The following is a 15768-nucleotide window of genomic DNA, read 5'->3' as shown; positions in this document are numbered from 1 at the left end:
TTAATCCATAAATCATGATGATAGAATGAGCCTTATCGGCAGAGTTGATAAGGCTATTTTTACATAGCTGTGACGGAGACATTTTCAGTGAGAGAAAGCTCTGAAAATAAATCTGCAGCAAAATTACGTGCGGCTTGGCGTATGCAGCAGCGTTATCATATTGCGGCGGCTGAGATAGCCGCAATTTTAGGTTTATCAGAAAACATCTATCGTAAACGGCTTTTAAAGCTGGGGCTGGATTGTTCGCATATTGAAAATCCGTTTGGCCTTTATGGTGAGGCCGCGGGTATTATGGTGAAACTGCAAACAGAACTTGCGCGGCTGGCAAATGATAGTGGTCTGCCGGACAAATCTTCGGCTGATGCACTCACCGCATTGGCGCGAACCGTGAAAACGGTAGTGGAACTGATGAGGGAGGGGATGGCGGAGCCGGAAATCGGCAGTGCGCCCCAAGAAGATTTGACCGATATTGGTGCAGCTTTAGACAAAATTGACAGGAGAATAAACGAACTTGCAGGGGAAAGGGCGGCTGAGATCCTGCGTCGCCGGTCTGAGTGTGCAGCAGAAAATAGCATTAAGCAGGGAGTGGTTGTTTCAGGCGCGTAAAGCGCAATTACCACCCTCTGGCAGTTGGCGTAGCTGGCTGATTCTGGGCGGGCGCGGATCGGGGAAAACCCGCGCAGGTGCTGAGTGGGTGTCGGGTATGGCGCTTGGGTTGGCACCATTTACAAAAAGAGCCAGCGGCCATATTGCGCTGGTCGGTGAAACCCTTGGCGATATTCGCGAAGTGATGGTTGACGGGCCTTCGGGCATTTTATCCGTCTCACGGCTGGAGCGCCCGCGTTATGAAGCAACACGTCGCCGGTTAGTTTGGCAAAACGGGGCGATTGCTTCGCTTTATTCATCAGAGGACCCGGACAGTTTGCGCGGGCCGCAATTTGATGCGGCTTGGTGTGATGAATTGGCAAAATGGAAACATGCTCAGGAAACATGGGACATGTTGCAGTTTGGCTTAAGACTTGGCGATAATCCGCGCCAGATCATTACCACCACGCCACGCGCTGTTCCACTATTGCGGCATTTGCTGGATGATAAAAACATCCCCGTTACACGGATGAAAACCAGTGAAAATGCGGCGCATCTGGCCAGTGCTTTTATGGCATCAATTGAAGAGCGTTATGGCAATACGCGACTTGGCCGTCAGGAGCTTGATGGCGAAATGATTGAAGAACGCGCAGATGCTTTGTGGTCGCGCGATATGATTGAACAGGTGATTTGCGCAGATACGCCGGAGCTCACACGCATTGTCGTGGCGCTTGATCCGCCTGCAACATCGAATAAAAACTCTGATGCTTGCGGCATTGTGGTAGCTGGTCTTGATGAAAATGGTGTCGGCCATGTTTTGCTTGATGCCAGTATGAACCAAGTCAAACCGCATCAATGGGCTCGCCGCGCGGTGGCGCTTTATCATCAGTTTGAAGCCGATACGATTATCGCCGAAGTTAATCAGGGTGGTGAAATGGTGAGTGCGGTGATTGGTGCGGAAGATAACTCTGTGCCAGTGCGCTCGGTCAGGGCAAAACGTGGCAAATATCTGCGCGCGGAACCGGTTGCAACCTTTTATGAACAGGGGCGTGTGCGCCATGCCGCACGGTTTCCGGCACTGGAAGATGAAATGTGTGATTTCGCACCCGATGGTTTGTCATCGGGGCGCTCACCAGACCGGCTTGATGCCATGGTTTGGGCGCTTAGCGAATTGATGCTGGGCAGTGAATATAAACCGCGCATCCGGCGGCTGAATACATAATTCTCAATAAAATATGAGGGCCTCTCAATGGCATTATCATGGCCGTGGCGCAAAAGTGCTGCGCTTCCTTCTGCTGCGCCTCAACGCCCAGTGGAAATGAAACACTCTACCGGTTTTGTCACTTTGCATATGGCGCAATCAGCTTCGTGGGTGGCGCGGGATTATACCTCGCTGGCGCGTGAAGGCTTTATGCGTAATCCGGTCGTGCATCGCTGTGTGCGGATGATTGCAGAAGCCGCAGCCTCGGTGCCCTGGCTGCTTTATGAAGATGTGACGGAGCATGAAACCCATCCGCTGTTGGAGCTGATGAAACATCCGCAGCAGGGGCAGGGTGGCACCGGCTTTTTTGAACGCCTTTATGGGCATTTATTACTATCCGGCAATGCTTATCTGGAGCGGATAACAGCACCCAATGGTACTCATGAGCTGCATTTATTGCGTCCTGAACGGGTGAGTGTGGAATGTGACGGCAATGGCTGGCCATCTGCACTGCTTTATCGTGCCGGCAATGTAAAACGTATGATCCGGCTTGGATGTGATCAGCCAAGCAATGGTCTGCACTTGAAACTATTTCATCCGCTTGACGATCATTATGGTTTCCCGCCGCTGGAAGCAGCACTGATGGCACTCGATATTCATAATGCGGCAGGGGCGTGGAACAAAGCTTTGCTGGATAATTCAGCACGTCCTTCCGGCGCTTTGGTTTATGCGCCAAAAGATGGCGGCAATCTTACCGAAGAACAATTTCAGCGCCTGAAAGACGAGCTGGAAGATGGCTATACCGGCGCTAATGGGGCGGGGCGGCCATTGCTTTTAGAAGGCGGGCTTGATTGGAAGGCCATGGGTTTAACGCCCAAAGACATGGATTTCATTGAGGCTAAAAACGCTGCCAGCCGCGAGATTGCACTGGCTTTTGGTGTGCCGCCGATGCTGCTCGGCATTCCGGGAGATAATACTTACGCCAATTATGCCGAAGCCAATCGCGCCTTTTATCGCCTTACCGTTTTGCCGCTGATTAACAGAACAGCCAATGCCATGAGCGGTTGGCTGAAACCACTTTATGACGGTGACTTACGGTTTGAGCCTGATCTTGACCGCGTTGATGGATTGTCAGCTGAGCGTGAAGCGCTGTGGCGCCGTATTAGTGATGCGGATTTCTTGAGCGCTGACGAAAAGCGCGAGGCGGTTGGCTATTGAAAAAAGTGCATCCCGAAAACTGTAATACGGTTTTCGAAGAAGATGCGCGTCAAAAAAGAACACGGAGAGAGCAATGAACACGCTTGATAATCCGGTATGGACATCTGAAACCGCACTCGTCTGGATTGCCCGCATTGCCGGTGCTGTGGCGGGTTCTGCTGTTTCACTCGGCTATATGCTGCCGCAGGGGCGACGTGAAGCGGCAATGCGTTTTGCAGTCGGCCTCATTTGCGGCATGGTTTTTGGCAGTGCGGCAGGCATTAAAATCGCTGAAAAATTTGAACTTATGGACAGTCTGGGACGTGCAGAACTGATGCTGATGGGCTCGGCTGTTGCAAGCCTTGCCGCTTGGTCGGCGCTTGGAGTTTTCAGTCGCTTTGTCGAGCGGCTGAAGCTGAACCTACCAACAGGCGGAGCAGATAAGCATGAACAATAAAAATGCGCAGCTGGAAACGAAACGCATGGCGCTGGCGCTCGATAATGTGGAGCTGGATGGCAGTTTTTCCGGTTATGCCAGTCTGTTTGGTGTGGTGGATCTGGGCAACGATGTGATGGATGCCGGTGCTTTTACGCGCTCTTTGGAGCGTCGGCACGCCTCCGGCATCCGCATGTTGTGGCAGCATGAAGCGAGCGAGCCGATTGGCATCTGGACGACCATTCGTGAAGATGCGCAAGGGCTTTATGTGGAAGGACGTCTTGCCAAAGGTGTGGCACGGGCGCGTGAAACCTTGGAGCTCATGCGCTCGAAAGCCGTTGACGGCTTGTCAGTAGGTTTTCGCACTGTAAAGGCGCGCAAAGATGCGCGCACCGGCGTGCGCCATATTACCGAAGCCGATTTATGGGAAATTTCCGTTGTGACTTTTCCGATGCAGCCAGCCGCGCGCATTGGTCAGGTGAAATCCGGCACACTTCCCACCATCAGAGAATTTGAACGCTGGCTCACGCGGGATGCGGGGCTCAGCCGACAAGAAGCGCGCACAGTGATTGCAAAAGGTTTTGCAACATTGGCGCAAAAATTTCGACCGGAAGAGCCGCGGGATGCCTTTTCTAATGACAGTCAATCCATGGCCGACCGCTTGCGTCAGGCCGCACATTATTTTCGTTAAAAGGATAAAACATGGATCATATTGAAACTTCCGCGCTTGAAACCAAATCTGTTGGCCATAATGCCGATATCAGCGCAGCATTTGATGAATTTATGGGTGCATTCTCTGCTTTTAAGGAAGCCAATGATGAACGCCTGAAAAATGTAGAAAAACATGTCGGCACGGATGTGCTGATGACCGAAAAAGTCGACCGTATTAACCGCGCATTGGATGAGCAGAAGCAGGCCATGGATCACATGGTACTGAAACAGGCGCGACCGACGCTTGGCGGTCATCTGCCGATTATCAATGCGGAACATAAAAACGCGTTTCAGAATTATGTGCGTAAAGGTGATGAACAGAACCTGCGCGCCATTGAGCTGAAAGCCCATTCTTATGGTTCGGGGCCGGATGGTGGCTATCTGGTACCGGCAGAACTGGAAACTGAAATTGGCCGTCGTTTGAGCGCTTTGTCACCGATCCGCTCATTCGCAACAGTGCGTCAGGTGTCTGGTGCAGTGTTGAAAAAACCGTTTTCGATCAGTGGTCCGGCAACCGGCTGGGTTTCTGAAACTGCTGCACGCCCGCAGACGAACACCGCGCAACTGGCTGAAATGCAGTTTCCGACCATGGAAATTTACGCCATGCCTGCGGCAACATCCTCGCTGCTCGATGATGCGGCAGTTGACATTGAACAGTGGATTTCTGCTGAAGTGGAAGCGGCCTTTGCTGAACAGGAAAGTGCTGCTTTCATTAATGGTGATGGCGTCAACAAGCCAAAAGGTTTCTTGAGCTATGACACGGTTGATGAGGCAAATTGGGCATGGGGTAAGCTTGGCACAGTTGCTACCGGTGTAGCCGGTGCACTGCCTGCCAGTGATCCGTCCGATGTGCTGATTGAGCTGATTTATTCGCTCAAAGCCGGTTATCGTCAGAACGCCAATTTTGTCATGAACCGCAAGACACAAAGTAACTTACGTAAACTCAAAGACAATGACGGCCAATATCTCTGGCAGCCACCTGCAACCATCGGCGATAAAGCCAGCTTTATGGGCTTTGGTCTGGTTGAAGCAGAAGACATGCCGGATATTGATGAAGATAAAACACCGATTGCTTTTGGTGATTTCTCCCGTGGTTATCTGGTCGTTGACCGTGCCGGTATCCGTGTTCTGCGCGATCCTTATTCTGCCAAACCATATGTGCTTTTCTACACCACCAAACGTGTGGGCGGTGGTGTGCAGGACTTTGATGCAATCAAACTGCTTAAATTCTCTGCCTGATTAGGCTTCTGGTCTTGGCTAGGGCGTAAATATATCTGCCGGTATTGGCCGAGATCGTAAAAAATACCTGCCGGTATTGGCAGGTAGATTATTTATAATGAATCGATGAATCTGTATTTCAGCGATTTTCCATAAAACATTGATTTTTATGTAGGTTTCTCACAGAGGGAAAATCTTATGACAATGCATCCTGTAACGCCTCCGGCCATCGAGCCGGTGACGATCGATGAAGCACGTGCCTATCTGCGCATCACAAGTGACAGCGAAAATGCGCTGTTGCAATCTTTGATTAAAACAGCTCGCGAAACAGTAGAAGCACGCGCTGGTCTGGCGCTGATTACACAAAGCTGGCGCTTGCATGTAGATCGCTGGCCGCGCTCTAACCGCCTGGCGCTTTATCGTTATCCGGTGACATCTGTTGATGCGATTACGGCTTATCTGCCTGATGGTGCACCAGTGGCATTTGATGCGGAGGATTGGAAGCTGCAACAGGCAGGTCGCCCGCAACGGCTTTATTTGCAAAGTCGGGCTGATATGGCCTCGCTGAGTGGTTTGGAAATTGATCTGACAGCTGGTTTCGGGGCTGATGCCACGACAGTGCCTGATGTGCTGAAGCAGGCAATTTTAGTGCTGGTTGCGCATTTATATGAATTTCGCGGTGCTTTTGACGAGCAGTCTCAGCCGATTTCATTTCCAAGTCAGTTTGAGCGGCTTGTCGATATCTGGAAACGGTTATCGGTATGAATATGCTGTTTATGAATGCAGGGCGCCTGCGTACCGAATTGAAGCTGGAAGCACTGCAACCCCAAGAAGATGGCATTGGTGGCTATAGTGAATCCTGGCAGGAAATTGCACTCATCTGGGGACAAATCCGTGCCATCACGTCATCATCACGTTTTTTGGCGCAGCGCTGGCATCCGGAAACAACTCACCGCATTACCATCCGCTATGACGCAATCATTCAGGCGGGGATGCGGCTGCGCAAAGACAATCGTATTTTCCAGATTGATGCCATTCAAGATGCCGATGAAACACGGCGTTATCAGATCTGTTTTGTGCGTGAGGAAACAACATGAAGCTGGCAGTGAAATTGCGTTTTGACGCGCTTTTGACCGCCTTACGTTTGAAGTCGATCGCGCTGACAGAGCAGAACTGGCGGCAACTAACAGTGGCAAAACAAGAGGAGCGTGAAGATTGAGTGCATCAATCAGTTTGCAAAAAGCAATTTATGATCTTCTGCGCCATGATGCGGATGTCAGCGCTAAACTTGGCGAAAACCGCATCCTTGATCATGTGCCGCCTTTAACCGGTTTTCCTTATGTCACGCTCGGCAGCAGCGTTGTTTATGATTGGTCAACCGACAGCGAGCCGGGGCAGGAGCATCTGATTTCTCTGCATGTCTGGGCACAAAGCAGTGGGCGTAAATTTGTGCTGGAAGTGATTGAACTGATTGCACAAAAATTGGATCAGCAAGCGCTTTCGCTTGGGCTATACACCTTGGTTAATCTGAGTTTGCAGGAAATCACTGCACAAAACAGTGATCGTCGCAATGCTTATCAGGGTATTATGCGTTATCGCGCCGTGACTGAGCCAAAGGCCGCTTAACCAACATTACTTCATAAAAATCAGCGCATTTGCAGTCCGGCAAACCATGCAGTTTGCCGGATTTTTGCGTGTTTGTTTTCTTTCACGGAGATTTTGATGTCGGCACAAAGAGGCAAAGACATTTTATTAAAAATTGCTCTTGAGAGCGGGGGCTTTGAAACCTGTGCAGGATTACGCACCAAACGGATCGCGTTCAACGCTGAAAGTGTTGATGTGACAGATGCCGATGCAACAGGGCGTTGGCGGCAATTATTGGGTGCCAGTGGTGTGCAACGTGCTTCAATCAGTGGTTCAGGCATTTTCAAAGATGCAGCATCGGACGCTTTGCTGCGTCAGGTTTTCTTTCAGGGCGAAATTCGCAACTGGGAAATTATTCTGCCGGATTTTGGTGTGTTGAGCGGGCTGTTTCAAATTGTGGCGCTGGAATATGGCGGCAATCATGATGGCGAAGTGACCTTTGAAATGGCGCTTGAATCCGCAGGTGTTGTGAGCTTTGGAGAATTGCCATGATGATCAATAAGCATCGCGGTGAGGTGGGCGCTGTGCTGGATGGTCGGCCGTGGACACTCTGTTTGACCCTTGGTGCTTTGGCTGAACTGGAATCGGCTTTTGCTGCCGATGATTTGCCCAAGCTTTTGGCACGGTTTTCTGCGGCGCAATTATCAGCGCAGGATATGATCCGCATTCTTTGCGCAGGGTTGAGGGGCGGCGGTCATAATGTGACACTGGAAGATGTTGCAGAAATGCGCGCCGATGGTGGTGCTGCTGGTTTCGCCCGCATGGTTGCAGAGCTTTTAACGGTGACATTCGGCACTACAGAAAATTCAGTTTCTGACAAAAAATCAATATGTTGAATAAGCGCTTTGAATCAAAATCTGATCCGGGAACCGCTTTTCCATGGGCTGAGGTGATGCAAATTGGCCTTGGGCAATTGCGCCTCGCGCCTAAAGATTTTTGGGCGCTGAGTTTGGTGGAGCTGAACGCCATGATCGGCGCACATATGCCGGTGGTGAATGTGCCGGACAGGCAGGTGCTTGATGCTTTGATGCAAGCCTATCCTGACTGAGCGCCGGATTTACAAGCTTTAAGGAACCATCATGAATGAGAATATGACCGTCTCGATTGACGCGGATACAACCGCGTTCAATCGGGCGCTTGATGATTTGCAAAAGCGATCGGCCACTTTTGGCAATAGTCTTTCATCGGCACTGAAAGGTGCGGTTGTTGATGGCAAAGGGCTGGACGATGTTTTGCGTAAGCTCGCCACTGACATGGCGGGTATGGCTTTATCAATGGGAATGAAACCACTCGAAGGTGTCGCTTCATCCTTGTTTTCCGGCGTGATGGCCGGACTTGGTGGTGTGAAACCTTTTGCCAAAGGTGGAGTGGTTTCCAGCCCGACCTATTTCGGGATGGGCAATGGCAATATCGGCCTCACCGGAGAAGCAGGGGCGGAGGCAATTTTGCCATTGGCACGCGGTTCCGATGGCAGATTGGGCGTTACGACAGGCGGCGGCTCCAAGCCTGTCAGTATTGTTTTTAATATGTCCTCACCCGATGCCGCGTCTTTTCGCAAATCAGAAGCGCAGCTGGCTTCGATGCTGGCAGGTGCCGTCAGCCGCGGCGCAAGGAGATTATAAATGAGCCAGATCAATTCCTTTCATGATGTGGCTTTTCCGTTTGGTGTTTCTTTTGGTTCGGTAGCGGGGCCTGAATGGAAAAACGAGATTGTGCAGCTCAATTCGGGGCATGAAAAACGCAATGCCCGCTGGGCGCAATCGCGGCGTCATTTTGATGCCGGAACCGGTATTCGTTCGCTGGCGGATTTGCGTCAGGTTTTAAGCTTTTTTGAAGCACGGCGCGGCTCATTATTTTCATTCCGTTTTCGTGATCCGTTTGATCATTTTTCCAATCACGGGTCGCAAGAACCGACAGCACTTGATCAACAGATTGGCGTTGGTGATGGCATGACCAGAAGCTTTCAGCTGGTCAAAAATTACGAAACTTATTCGCGGGTGATTACCAAGCCGGTGGCATCCAGTGTGAGGCTGGCCGTTAATGGTGAAAAGCTTGAAAACGGTGCTGATTTTCAGGTCGATGTTTCAACCGGCATGGTGACTTTCAATGACTTGATTGTGCCGGTTGAAGGAGCGGTGATTACGGCAGGGTTTTTATTCGATGTGCCGGTTCGTTTTAATACTGATCGTTTACAAGCTAGTATTTCATCGTTTCAGGCCGGTGAAATTCCCTCCATTCCAATCATTGAGGTGAAGGCATGAGATCAATTTCACCGCAACTAGAATCGCATTTGCAAGGCGTTGTAACAAGCCATTGTTTTGTCTGGATAATACGGTGCAGTAATCAGCAGATATTCGGTTTTACCGACCATGATTTGCCGCTTGTTGTGAAAGGCATCAAGTGTGAGCCACAAAGCGGAATGAATTCCAGCGAGGCGCATTCCAAGCTTGGATTGTCAATCAGCGGCAGTGAGATCGAAGGGGCACTGGTCAGTGACCGCATCCGTGAAGAGGATATCGAAAACGGTATTTATGATGATGCAGTGTTGGAAACCTATTTGGTCAACTGGAGCGAGCCTGCCGAGCATCTGTTTTTGCAAAGCTGGACAATCGGCAAGATTACCCGCAGTGGCGAAAAGTTTGTCGCGGAAATAAAAGGGGCAGCTGCTGCTTATGATAAAATTCATGGGCGCCGGATTTTGCGCCAATGTGATGCGGAATTGGGTGATCAGCGCTGCGGCATTTTAAGTCGTGATCCGCGCTATCATGCCCGCGGTGTTATCGTTGCAGTTGATGGCATGGATATGGAAGTATCCGGTCTTGAAAATCATGCCGCAGACTGGTTTTTGCATGGCGTCTTCACTTGGGGAAGCGGACGTAACAAACACGCAAAATCCAAAGTGACATTGCATCGCTCCCATTTAATCCGCTTGCGTGATGAACCGGTTTTTGCAGTTGAGGCGGGCGACGAGTTCGAGATTTTGGCCGGATGTGACAAGAGCTTTGCCACCTGTAAGGCCAAGTTTTTCAATAGTGCTAATTTCAGAGGCTTTCCGCATTTGCCCGGCAATGATGCGGCTTATAGCTATATTAATAAAGATATGAATTTTGACGGCGGGGCATTGGTACCATGACCGCAGCCTTGACCATGCAACAAGCGGTTTTGAACGAGGCTTATCAATGGCTTGGTACGCCTTATCGTCATGGCGCGGCACGTAAACAAGTTGGTTGTGATTGCTTAGGGCTGATCAGAGGTGTGTGGCGTGAAATCTATGGCGATGAGCCGGAAACGCCTGCCACTTATGCCCCCGATTGGGCGGAGCTATCTGACAAAGAGCCACTGCTGGATGCGGCCGCAAAATATATGGTGAGCCGCCCGATACCGGCGCTTTTACAAGATGTTTTACCTGCGCAAGTGCTGGTTTTCCGTTGGCAACCGACAATGACCGCCAAGCATATTGCCATTATGGGGCATGAGGGACGCTTCATTCATGCCTATCACGGCCACAGGGTGTTGACCTCGGCGCTGGTGCCGCAATGGTTCAGGCGTATTGCAGGCGTTTTTGAATTTCCGCAGCCTGCCGGCCAAGTGATACAAGGGAGAAATCTATGACGACGGTAGTCTTGCAGGCTGTCGGCGGGGCGATCGGCTCTGTATTCGGGCCGGTTGGCACGGCTATCGGCTCGGCGCTTGGTGCCATGGGCGGCTATATGGTGGATAGCGCCATCATCAACTCGACACGGCGCATTGAAGGCCCGCGCCTTGCTAATGCCAAACCGCTGACGGCCGAAGAAGGTGCGGCACTTCCCCTTATTTATGGGACAGCGCGTGTTTCGGGCACACTTATTTGGGCAACACGCTTTGAAGAAGATAAAACCACCGAGCGCCAAGGCGGTAAGGGCGGGCCAAAGGTCACGACCTATAGTTATTTTGTTAATGCCGCTTTTGCTGTGGCGGAAGGAGAAATTGCCGGTATCCGTCGCGTCTGGGCGGATGGCAAAGAAATTGATCTGACCAGCGTGGAAATGCGCATTTATAAGGGCACATCCGATCAACAACCTGACCCGTTAATTGAGGCGAAGCAAGGCGAGGGCAATGCGCCAGCCTATCGCGGCACGGCCTATGTGGTGATCGAGCGTTTTCCGGTAGATGAATATGGGCATCGTATTCCGCAACTGCAATTTGAAGTGATCCGCACTGTTGGGAAACTGGCGAAATCCGTTAAGGCAGTGACATTGCTTCCCGGTGCAACAGAATTTGGTTTGTCGCCATTTTTGATCAGTGATGAATCAGCACCTGGACAGAAAAGGCTGATTAATCGCAATAATTTGCGTGAGTATAGTGATTGGGCTGCTTCGATGAATGAGTTGCAGGCTCTATGCCCGCAATTGCAACATGTAGCTATTATCGTGCCATGGTTTGGTGATGATCTGCGGGCAGGGCATTGTAAACTGAAACCGGCGGTGACGGAGCTTAACGCCCGCAAACCTAGCAGACATTGGCGGGTGAATAATATTTCCCGTCAAAATGCCCATCATATCAGCCGCCATAATAATGAGGCCGCCTATGGTGGCACGCCGTCCGACGATACGGTGATTGAAGCCATTAGAGACGCGAAAAAACGCGGGCTCTCGGTAACGCTTTATCCGTTTATCATGATGGATATTGCCGCTGATAATCAATTACCGTCACCTTATGGTGGCAATCAACAACCTGCTTATCCATGGCGTGGGCGAATTACCTGCCATCCGGCCATTGGTCAGGCGGAGAGCGTTGACAAGACTGCTACGGCAGCTGGTCAGATCAGTCAATTTGTTGAAGGTGAATGGGGTTATCGTCGCTTTCTTAATCATTGTGCTGATCTGGCGGTCAGAGCGGGAGGCGTTGATGCTTTTTTGGTCGGCTCCGAGCTGATCGGGCTGACGCATGTGCGCTCATCAAGGGAAGTCTTTCCATTTGTGGATGCTCTATGCGATTTGGCAGGCGCTATGCGTGCCAAGCTTGGAAGCAGTTGCAAAATCACTTATGCGGCGGATTGGTCAGAATATTTCGGCTATCAGGCGCAAGATGGTACGGGCGATGTGTTCTATCATCTTGATCCGCTGTGGGCGCATAGTGCAATCCATGCGATAGGCATTGATAATTATATGCCGCTCAGTGATTGGCGCGATCAGGATTGGCATATTGATAATCCTGATGGTTTTGCAGCACCTTATGATCTGGACGCGTTAAAAGGCCAGATTGCTGCGGGTGAAGGTTATCATTGGTATTATGTCAGCGGGCAGGATCGCAAAAACCGTATCCGCACCCCCATCACTGATGGGTTGGCCGGAAAGCCTTGGGTTTTCCGTTATAAGGATCTGCACTCGTGGTGGGGAAATGCACATTATAACCGCGTAAATGGTGCTGAAAAAGCAAGCCCGACGGCTTGGGTGCCGATGTCTAAACCATTTTGGCTGACCGAACTTGGCTGTCCGGCAGTGGATAAAGGGCCGAACCAGCCGAATGTTTTTCCTGATGCTAAGTCGTCAGAAAATGCGGTGCCTTATTTTTCCAATGCAGCGCGTTCTGATCTGGCGATGGATCGGTTTTTGCGAGCTCATCTGGCTTATTGGCCAGAGGAAGGTGCGCATAATCCGGTTTCGCCACTCTATGGTGGCAAAATGCTGGATGATGAGCGGATTTATCTCTGGGCATGGGACACAAGACCGTTTCCTGAATTTCCGCTTTATAATCATTATTGGGGGGATGCGGCGAATTGGTCGCGCGGCCATTGGCTGAACGGACGTTTAAGTCAGGTGCCTTTGGATGAGCTGATTGCACAAATTATCAAAGATTTTGGTTTGCCAGAGGTGGACAGCACTCAGGCTGATGGTTTTGTGCATGGTTTTGTGATTTCCGACCCGACAACCGCGCGTTCTGTATTAGAGCCTTTACTTGATATTTTTGGCGTTCATGCCTTTGAACAGGATGGCAAGTTCATCTTTAAAAGCCTGGATCGCCGTCAAGAAGCCGTGCGGATTATTGATGATATCGTGGTGCCTGATGAAGCGGATGCCCTGACCATTACGTTGGAAGATAAAAATGATCTGCCGCGTCATGCAACGCTTTTTTATCAAGATCCGATGCGGGATTATCAGGCGGCAGGTGCCAAAGCATCACAGGAAAAAGGTGAAGGGGACGAATCCATCAGTCTTTCCGGTTCGCTGGAGCGTGGTGCTGCTGATGGCTTGGCAGAGCAGTGGCTGCTCAGGCGCTGGGCGCAAAGGCGTTCGGTTTCATTTGCTGTGCCTTGGGCGCGGGCGCAGTTTCATGTCGGAGATCGTGTCAAACTTCCGATTGTGAACGGTAATCGTGATTATGTGATTACCTCACTAGAAGATGGCGAAGTGCGCCAAATTCAGGCTGTGGCATTGGCTCCGCGCATTGATATTTCTGATGAGGGGGAAATTCCGTTTAAGCCTGATCCGGCGCCGGTTCTGGACGTAAAGCCGGTTGTGCATCTGATTGATCTGCCCTTATGGCCGGGTGCTCAGGCCGCACATCAGCAATTGCGGGTGGCATGCCACGCCAAACCTTGGCGCGGTGTTGCGGCTTATGTTTCTCCGCAGGAAGATGGGTTTACCGAGCGCACACTTATTACATCGCGCGCTATTATGGGCGAATTGTTGCAACCATTCATACCGGATCAGGCAAGCGGCCGTCTCATGCGCGGTTATCATCTGGATATTGTGCTTTATGCAGGTGAGCTACATTCCTGCACTATGCAGCAGCTTTATAATGGTGCGAATACGGCACTTATCAAAACACCGGATGGTGAATGGGAAGTGTTGCAGTTTCTAAACGCGGAAGAGATTGCCAATGGTCATTGGCGTTTGTTTGATTTTCTGCGTGGTCAGCTTGGCACTGAGGCGCAAAGTCTGGTTGAAAAACAAGCAGAAGCGCCTTTCATTTTGCTTGATGCAGCGATTGTACCGGTTGGGCTTGATGCAGCAGAAATCGGTTTGCAACTCAATTGGCGATTGGGCACTGCGGGCAGACCTTTTACATCAGATTATTTTGAGACGATCACAGCAACAGGCGGGATGCGTGCTTTGAGCCCGTTAAGCCCTGTGCATTTACGGGCAAAAACCAACGGCGGAGATACGAGTTTCTCATGGATTCGCCGTGGGCGGATTGATGCTGATAGCTGGCTGGCTGACGACATTGTGATCGGCGAGGAACGTGAGCGCTACCATGTCGAACTATGGCAGGGTGGGCAGAAAATCTGGGGCGGAGAAGTTGGTGAGCAAAACTGGGTTTTAACCGCATCTCACCGACAGGCGCTTTGGGGCTCAGCTCCCGTTAATGCCGAGTTTAAAGTGGCTATGGTTAGTGCGCAGGCAGGCAGCGGCGACTTCGCCACGCTTCATTTAACGCTATAAATCAAAGAGAAAGAGGTTAGAATATGACAGCGAATAAACCTTGGTATTTGTCGCGCACGATCTGGGCTTCGATGGTGGCATTGCTTTATCCGGCAGGAAACCTACTTGGAATGCCCGTTGGTGTGGTGGAGCAGGCGACCTTAGTTGATGCACTTATGCAACTTGCGGCAGCCAGCGCGGGGATTTTTGCGATTATTGGGCGCATGAAGGCAACTTCGCGCATTTCATAAAATTACAAAACATGATAGCTAAGGTTCAAATAAATGGGATTCAGCCTTGCTGGGTCATTCATGTAATGTTCAGCTAGGGCATACTATAAAAGCATCATGATGAAAAAGCTCTCCGCATTTACACTTATTCTCGGTATGGCAGTTGCGGCCGTTAGCTCTCCGGCAATTTCCGCCAACCTTCCGATGGTTGTTCCGCACAAGGCAAATCTTGTGGTCGCTGCTGCAGATGATTGTGCCGCAGCAGGGCAGCGTGTTGCTGCTGCCCAGGGCGGAACTTTAACAAAGGCTACTCCTGCGGTGCAGGGGGGCAGAAATGTCTGTGTTGTTGTCGTGCTCGTGCCTGGCCGTGACGGTGAACGTCCGCGCCGCGTGGAAGTTGCGGTGCCTGCGGAATAAGCAGGCACTGAGACACACGAATGCGTTTCGAAAGGCGATGCAATGCGCATATTGATCGTTGAAGATGATAAAGACCTGAACCGGCAGCTGTCAGAAGCAATGATAGAAGCCGGTTATGTGGTTGATAGCGCATATGACGGTGAGGAAGGCCATTTTCTGGGCGATACCGAGCCTTATGATGCGGTCATCCTTGATATCGGCCTGCCGCAGATGGATGGTATCAGTGTGGTTGAGCGCTGGCGCCGTGATGGTCGTAGCATGCCGGTTTTAATGCTGACAGCACGCGATCGCTGGTCGGATAAAGTGGCTGGCATTGATGCCGGTGCAGATGATTATGTGGCCAAGCCGTTTCACGTTGAAGAAGTGCTGGCACGTTTGCGGGCGCTTATTCGTCGTGCAGCCGGCCATGCTTCTTCGGAACTCTCCTGCGGGCCTTTGCTGCTTGATACGAAGACGTCCAAAGTGACTGTTGACGGTACTGCATTGAAGCTCACTTCGCATGAGTTTCGACTGTTATCTTATCTGATGCACCATATGGATAAGGTGATTTCGCGCACAGAACTGGTTGAGCATTTGTACGATCAGGACTTTGATCGTGATTCGAATACGATTGAAGTTTTTGTCGGGCGCTTGCGCAGGAAGATGGGGATTGATCTCATCGAAACCGTTCGTGGCATGGGCTATCGCATGAATTCGGGTGCTAATACAGAAGGTGTGAATAGCTGA

Annotated in this window: 21 protein-coding genes; all 21 read left to right on the top strand. The window is 51.0% G+C overall.

Annotation, left to right across the window (positions count from 1 at the left end; all coding sequences use genetic code 11):
• The first annotated feature begins 87 nt into the window (after positions 1–87).
• The 21 genes from ABDZ76_RS01715 (at position 88) to ABDZ76_RS01615 (ending at position 15768) form a co-directional block, all read left to right on the top strand.
• On the top strand, positions 88–606 hold the full coding sequence (locus ABDZ76_RS01715) for a hypothetical protein (protein ID WP_343800418.1): 519 nt from the start codon (positions 88–90) through the stop codon (positions 604–606).
• Entirely contained in the window at positions 551–1807 is a 1257-nt protein-coding gene (locus ABDZ76_RS01710; RefSeq protein WP_445482828.1) for a DNA-packaging protein, read from the top strand. The genes ABDZ76_RS01715 and ABDZ76_RS01710 overlap by 56 nt, the downstream gene beginning before the upstream one ends.
• A gap of 27 nt (positions 1808–1834) precedes the next feature.
• Positions 1835–3004 carry a phage portal protein gene (locus tag ABDZ76_RS01705; protein WP_343800415.1) on the top strand — a complete coding sequence of 390 codons (1170 nt, stop codon included), beginning with the start codon at positions 1835–1837 and terminating at the stop codon, positions 3002–3004.
• A gap of 73 nt (positions 3005–3077) precedes the next feature.
• The gene (locus ABDZ76_RS01700; protein ID WP_343800412.1) at positions 3078–3440 is read left to right on the top strand and encodes a DUF6107 family protein; all 363 of its coding nucleotides are present in this window, start codon (positions 3078–3080) and stop codon (positions 3438–3440) included.
• Positions 3430–4110: an HK97 family phage prohead protease gene (locus ABDZ76_RS01695; protein ID WP_343800409.1), complete on the top strand. Its 681-nt coding sequence runs from the start codon at positions 3430–3432 to the stop codon at positions 4108–4110. Before ABDZ76_RS01700 ends, ABDZ76_RS01695 begins: the two co-directional genes overlap by 11 nt.
• An 11-nt stretch (positions 4111–4121) precedes the next feature.
• Positions 4122–5369 (top strand): phage major capsid protein, encoded by a 1248-nt coding sequence (locus ABDZ76_RS01690; protein ID WP_343800406.1) that lies wholly within the window; start codon positions 4122–4124, stop codon positions 5367–5369.
• Between the two features lie 177 nt (positions 5370–5546).
• Positions 5547–6113, top strand: coding sequence for a head-tail connector protein (locus tag ABDZ76_RS01685; RefSeq protein WP_343800403.1), 567 nt, complete (start codon positions 5547–5549; stop codon positions 6111–6113).
• The gene (locus tag ABDZ76_RS01680) at positions 6110–6445 is read left to right on the top strand and encodes a phage head closure protein (protein ID WP_343800400.1); all 336 of its coding nucleotides are present in this window, start codon (positions 6110–6112) and stop codon (positions 6443–6445) included. The genes ABDZ76_RS01685 and ABDZ76_RS01680 overlap by 4 nt, the downstream gene beginning before the upstream one ends.
• Positions 6442–6567, top strand: coding sequence for a hypothetical protein (locus tag ABDZ76_RS01675; protein WP_343800397.1), 126 nt, complete (start codon positions 6442–6444; stop codon positions 6565–6567). Before ABDZ76_RS01680 ends, ABDZ76_RS01675 begins: the two co-directional genes overlap by 4 nt.
• Positions 6564–6974, top strand: coding sequence for a DUF3168 domain-containing protein (locus ABDZ76_RS01670; protein WP_343800394.1), 411 nt, complete (start codon positions 6564–6566; stop codon positions 6972–6974). The genes ABDZ76_RS01675 and ABDZ76_RS01670 overlap by 4 nt, the downstream gene beginning before the upstream one ends.
• Positions 6975–7070: 96 nt before the next feature.
• Positions 7071–7484 (top strand): phage major tail protein, TP901-1 family, encoded by a 414-nt coding sequence (locus tag ABDZ76_RS01665; protein WP_343800391.1) that lies wholly within the window; start codon positions 7071–7073, stop codon positions 7482–7484.
• Positions 7481–7828: a gene transfer agent family protein gene (locus ABDZ76_RS01660; RefSeq protein ID WP_343800388.1), complete on the top strand. Its 348-nt coding sequence runs from the start codon at positions 7481–7483 to the stop codon at positions 7826–7828. Before ABDZ76_RS01665 ends, ABDZ76_RS01660 begins: the two co-directional genes overlap by 4 nt.
• The gene (locus ABDZ76_RS01655; RefSeq protein ID WP_343800385.1) at positions 7822–8040 is read left to right on the top strand and encodes a rcc01693 family protein; all 219 of its coding nucleotides are present in this window, start codon (positions 7822–7824) and stop codon (positions 8038–8040) included. The genes ABDZ76_RS01660 and ABDZ76_RS01655 overlap by 7 nt, the downstream gene beginning before the upstream one ends.
• 31 nt (positions 8041–8071) lie before the next feature.
• Positions 8072–8614 (top strand): phage tail tape measure protein, encoded by a 543-nt coding sequence (locus tag ABDZ76_RS01650; protein ID WP_374844506.1) that lies wholly within the window; start codon positions 8072–8074, stop codon positions 8612–8614.
• Positions 8615–9253 carry a phage distal tail protein, Rcc01695 family gene (locus ABDZ76_RS01645; protein WP_343800382.1) on the top strand — a complete coding sequence of 213 codons (639 nt, stop codon included), beginning with the start codon at positions 8615–8617 and terminating at the stop codon, positions 9251–9253.
• Positions 9250–10125: a DUF2163 domain-containing protein gene (locus ABDZ76_RS01640; RefSeq protein ID WP_343800379.1), complete on the top strand. Its 876-nt coding sequence runs from the start codon at positions 9250–9252 to the stop codon at positions 10123–10125. The genes ABDZ76_RS01645 and ABDZ76_RS01640 overlap by 4 nt, the downstream gene beginning before the upstream one ends.
• 8 nt (positions 10126–10133) lie before the next feature.
• Positions 10134–10604 carry an NlpC/P60 family protein gene (locus tag ABDZ76_RS01635; protein ID WP_343802917.1) on the top strand — a complete coding sequence of 157 codons (471 nt, stop codon included), beginning with the start codon at positions 10134–10136 and terminating at the stop codon, positions 10602–10604.
• The gene (locus tag ABDZ76_RS01630; protein ID WP_343800376.1) at positions 10601–14416 is read left to right on the top strand and encodes a baseplate multidomain protein megatron; all 3816 of its coding nucleotides are present in this window, start codon (positions 10601–10603) and stop codon (positions 14414–14416) included. The genes ABDZ76_RS01635 and ABDZ76_RS01630 overlap by 4 nt, the downstream gene beginning before the upstream one ends.
• Positions 14417–14439: 23 nt before the next feature.
• Complete coding sequence (locus tag ABDZ76_RS01625; RefSeq protein WP_343800373.1) at positions 14440–14646, top strand: hypothetical protein; 207 nt, start codon at positions 14440–14442, stop codon at positions 14644–14646.
• Positions 14647–14781: 135 nt separating this feature from the next.
• Positions 14782–15042 carry a hypothetical protein gene (locus tag ABDZ76_RS01620; protein ID WP_343802914.1) on the top strand — a complete coding sequence of 87 codons (261 nt, stop codon included), beginning with the start codon at positions 14782–14784 and terminating at the stop codon, positions 15040–15042.
• Between the two features lie 42 nt (positions 15043–15084).
• Positions 15085–15768 carry a response regulator transcription factor gene (locus ABDZ76_RS01615; RefSeq protein ID WP_343800370.1) on the top strand — a complete coding sequence of 228 codons (684 nt, stop codon included), beginning with the start codon at positions 15085–15087 and terminating at the stop codon, positions 15766–15768.

It is taken from the genome of Paenochrobactrum glaciei, from assembly GCF_039522165.1.
Taxonomy (GTDB): domain Bacteria; phylum Pseudomonadota; class Alphaproteobacteria; order Rhizobiales; family Rhizobiaceae; genus Paenochrobactrum; species Paenochrobactrum glaciei.
This window is presented reverse-complemented; position numbering and strand designations above follow the sequence as displayed.

Bases quoted from the DNA above. Each gene is read 5' to 3' on its own strand.
- ABDZ76_RS01705 (WP_343800415.1), top strand. From the start codon at position 1,835: ATGGCATTATCATGGCCGTGGCGCAAAAGTGCTGCGCTTCCTTCTGCT.
- ABDZ76_RS01700 (WP_343800412.1), top strand. From the start codon at position 3,078: ATGAACACGCTTGATAATCCGGTATGGACATCTGAAACCGCACTCGTC.
- ABDZ76_RS01695 (WP_343800409.1), top strand. From the start codon at position 3,430: ATGAACAATAAAAATGCGCAGCTGGAAACGAAACGCATGGCGCTGGCG.
- ABDZ76_RS01690 (WP_343800406.1), top strand. From the start codon at position 4,122: ATGGATCATATTGAAACTTCCGCGCTTGAAACCAAATCTGTTGGCCAT.
- ABDZ76_RS01685 (WP_343800403.1), top strand. From the start codon at position 5,547: ATGACAATGCATCCTGTAACGCCTCCGGCCATCGAGCCGGTGACGATC.
- ABDZ76_RS01680 (WP_343800400.1), top strand. From the start codon at position 6,110: ATGAATATGCTGTTTATGAATGCAGGGCGCCTGCGTACCGAATTGAAG.
- ABDZ76_RS01675 (WP_343800397.1), top strand. From the start codon at position 6,442: ATGAAGCTGGCAGTGAAATTGCGTTTTGACGCGCTTTTGACCGCCTTA.
- ABDZ76_RS01665 (WP_343800391.1), top strand. From the start codon at position 7,071: ATGTCGGCACAAAGAGGCAAAGACATTTTATTAAAAATTGCTCTTGAG.
- ABDZ76_RS01660 (WP_343800388.1), top strand. From the start codon at position 7,481: ATGATGATCAATAAGCATCGCGGTGAGGTGGGCGCTGTGCTGGATGGT.
- ABDZ76_RS01655 (WP_343800385.1), top strand. From the start codon at position 7,822: ATGTTGAATAAGCGCTTTGAATCAAAATCTGATCCGGGAACCGCTTTT.
- ABDZ76_RS01650 (WP_374844506.1), top strand. From the start codon at position 8,072: ATGAATGAGAATATGACCGTCTCGATTGACGCGGATACAACCGCGTTC.
- ABDZ76_RS01645 (WP_343800382.1), top strand. From the start codon at position 8,615: ATGAGCCAGATCAATTCCTTTCATGATGTGGCTTTTCCGTTTGGTGTT.
- ABDZ76_RS01640 (WP_343800379.1), top strand. From the start codon at position 9,250: ATGAGATCAATTTCACCGCAACTAGAATCGCATTTGCAAGGCGTTGTA.
- ABDZ76_RS01630 (WP_343800376.1), top strand. From the start codon at position 10,601: ATGACGACGGTAGTCTTGCAGGCTGTCGGCGGGGCGATCGGCTCTGTA.
- ABDZ76_RS01625 (WP_343800373.1), top strand. From the start codon at position 14,440: ATGACAGCGAATAAACCTTGGTATTTGTCGCGCACGATCTGGGCTTCG.
- ABDZ76_RS01620 (WP_343802914.1), top strand. From the start codon at position 14,782: ATGGCAGTTGCGGCCGTTAGCTCTCCGGCAATTTCCGCCAACCTTCCG.
- ABDZ76_RS01615 (WP_343800370.1), top strand. From the start codon at position 15,085: ATGCGCATATTGATCGTTGAAGATGATAAAGACCTGAACCGGCAGCTG.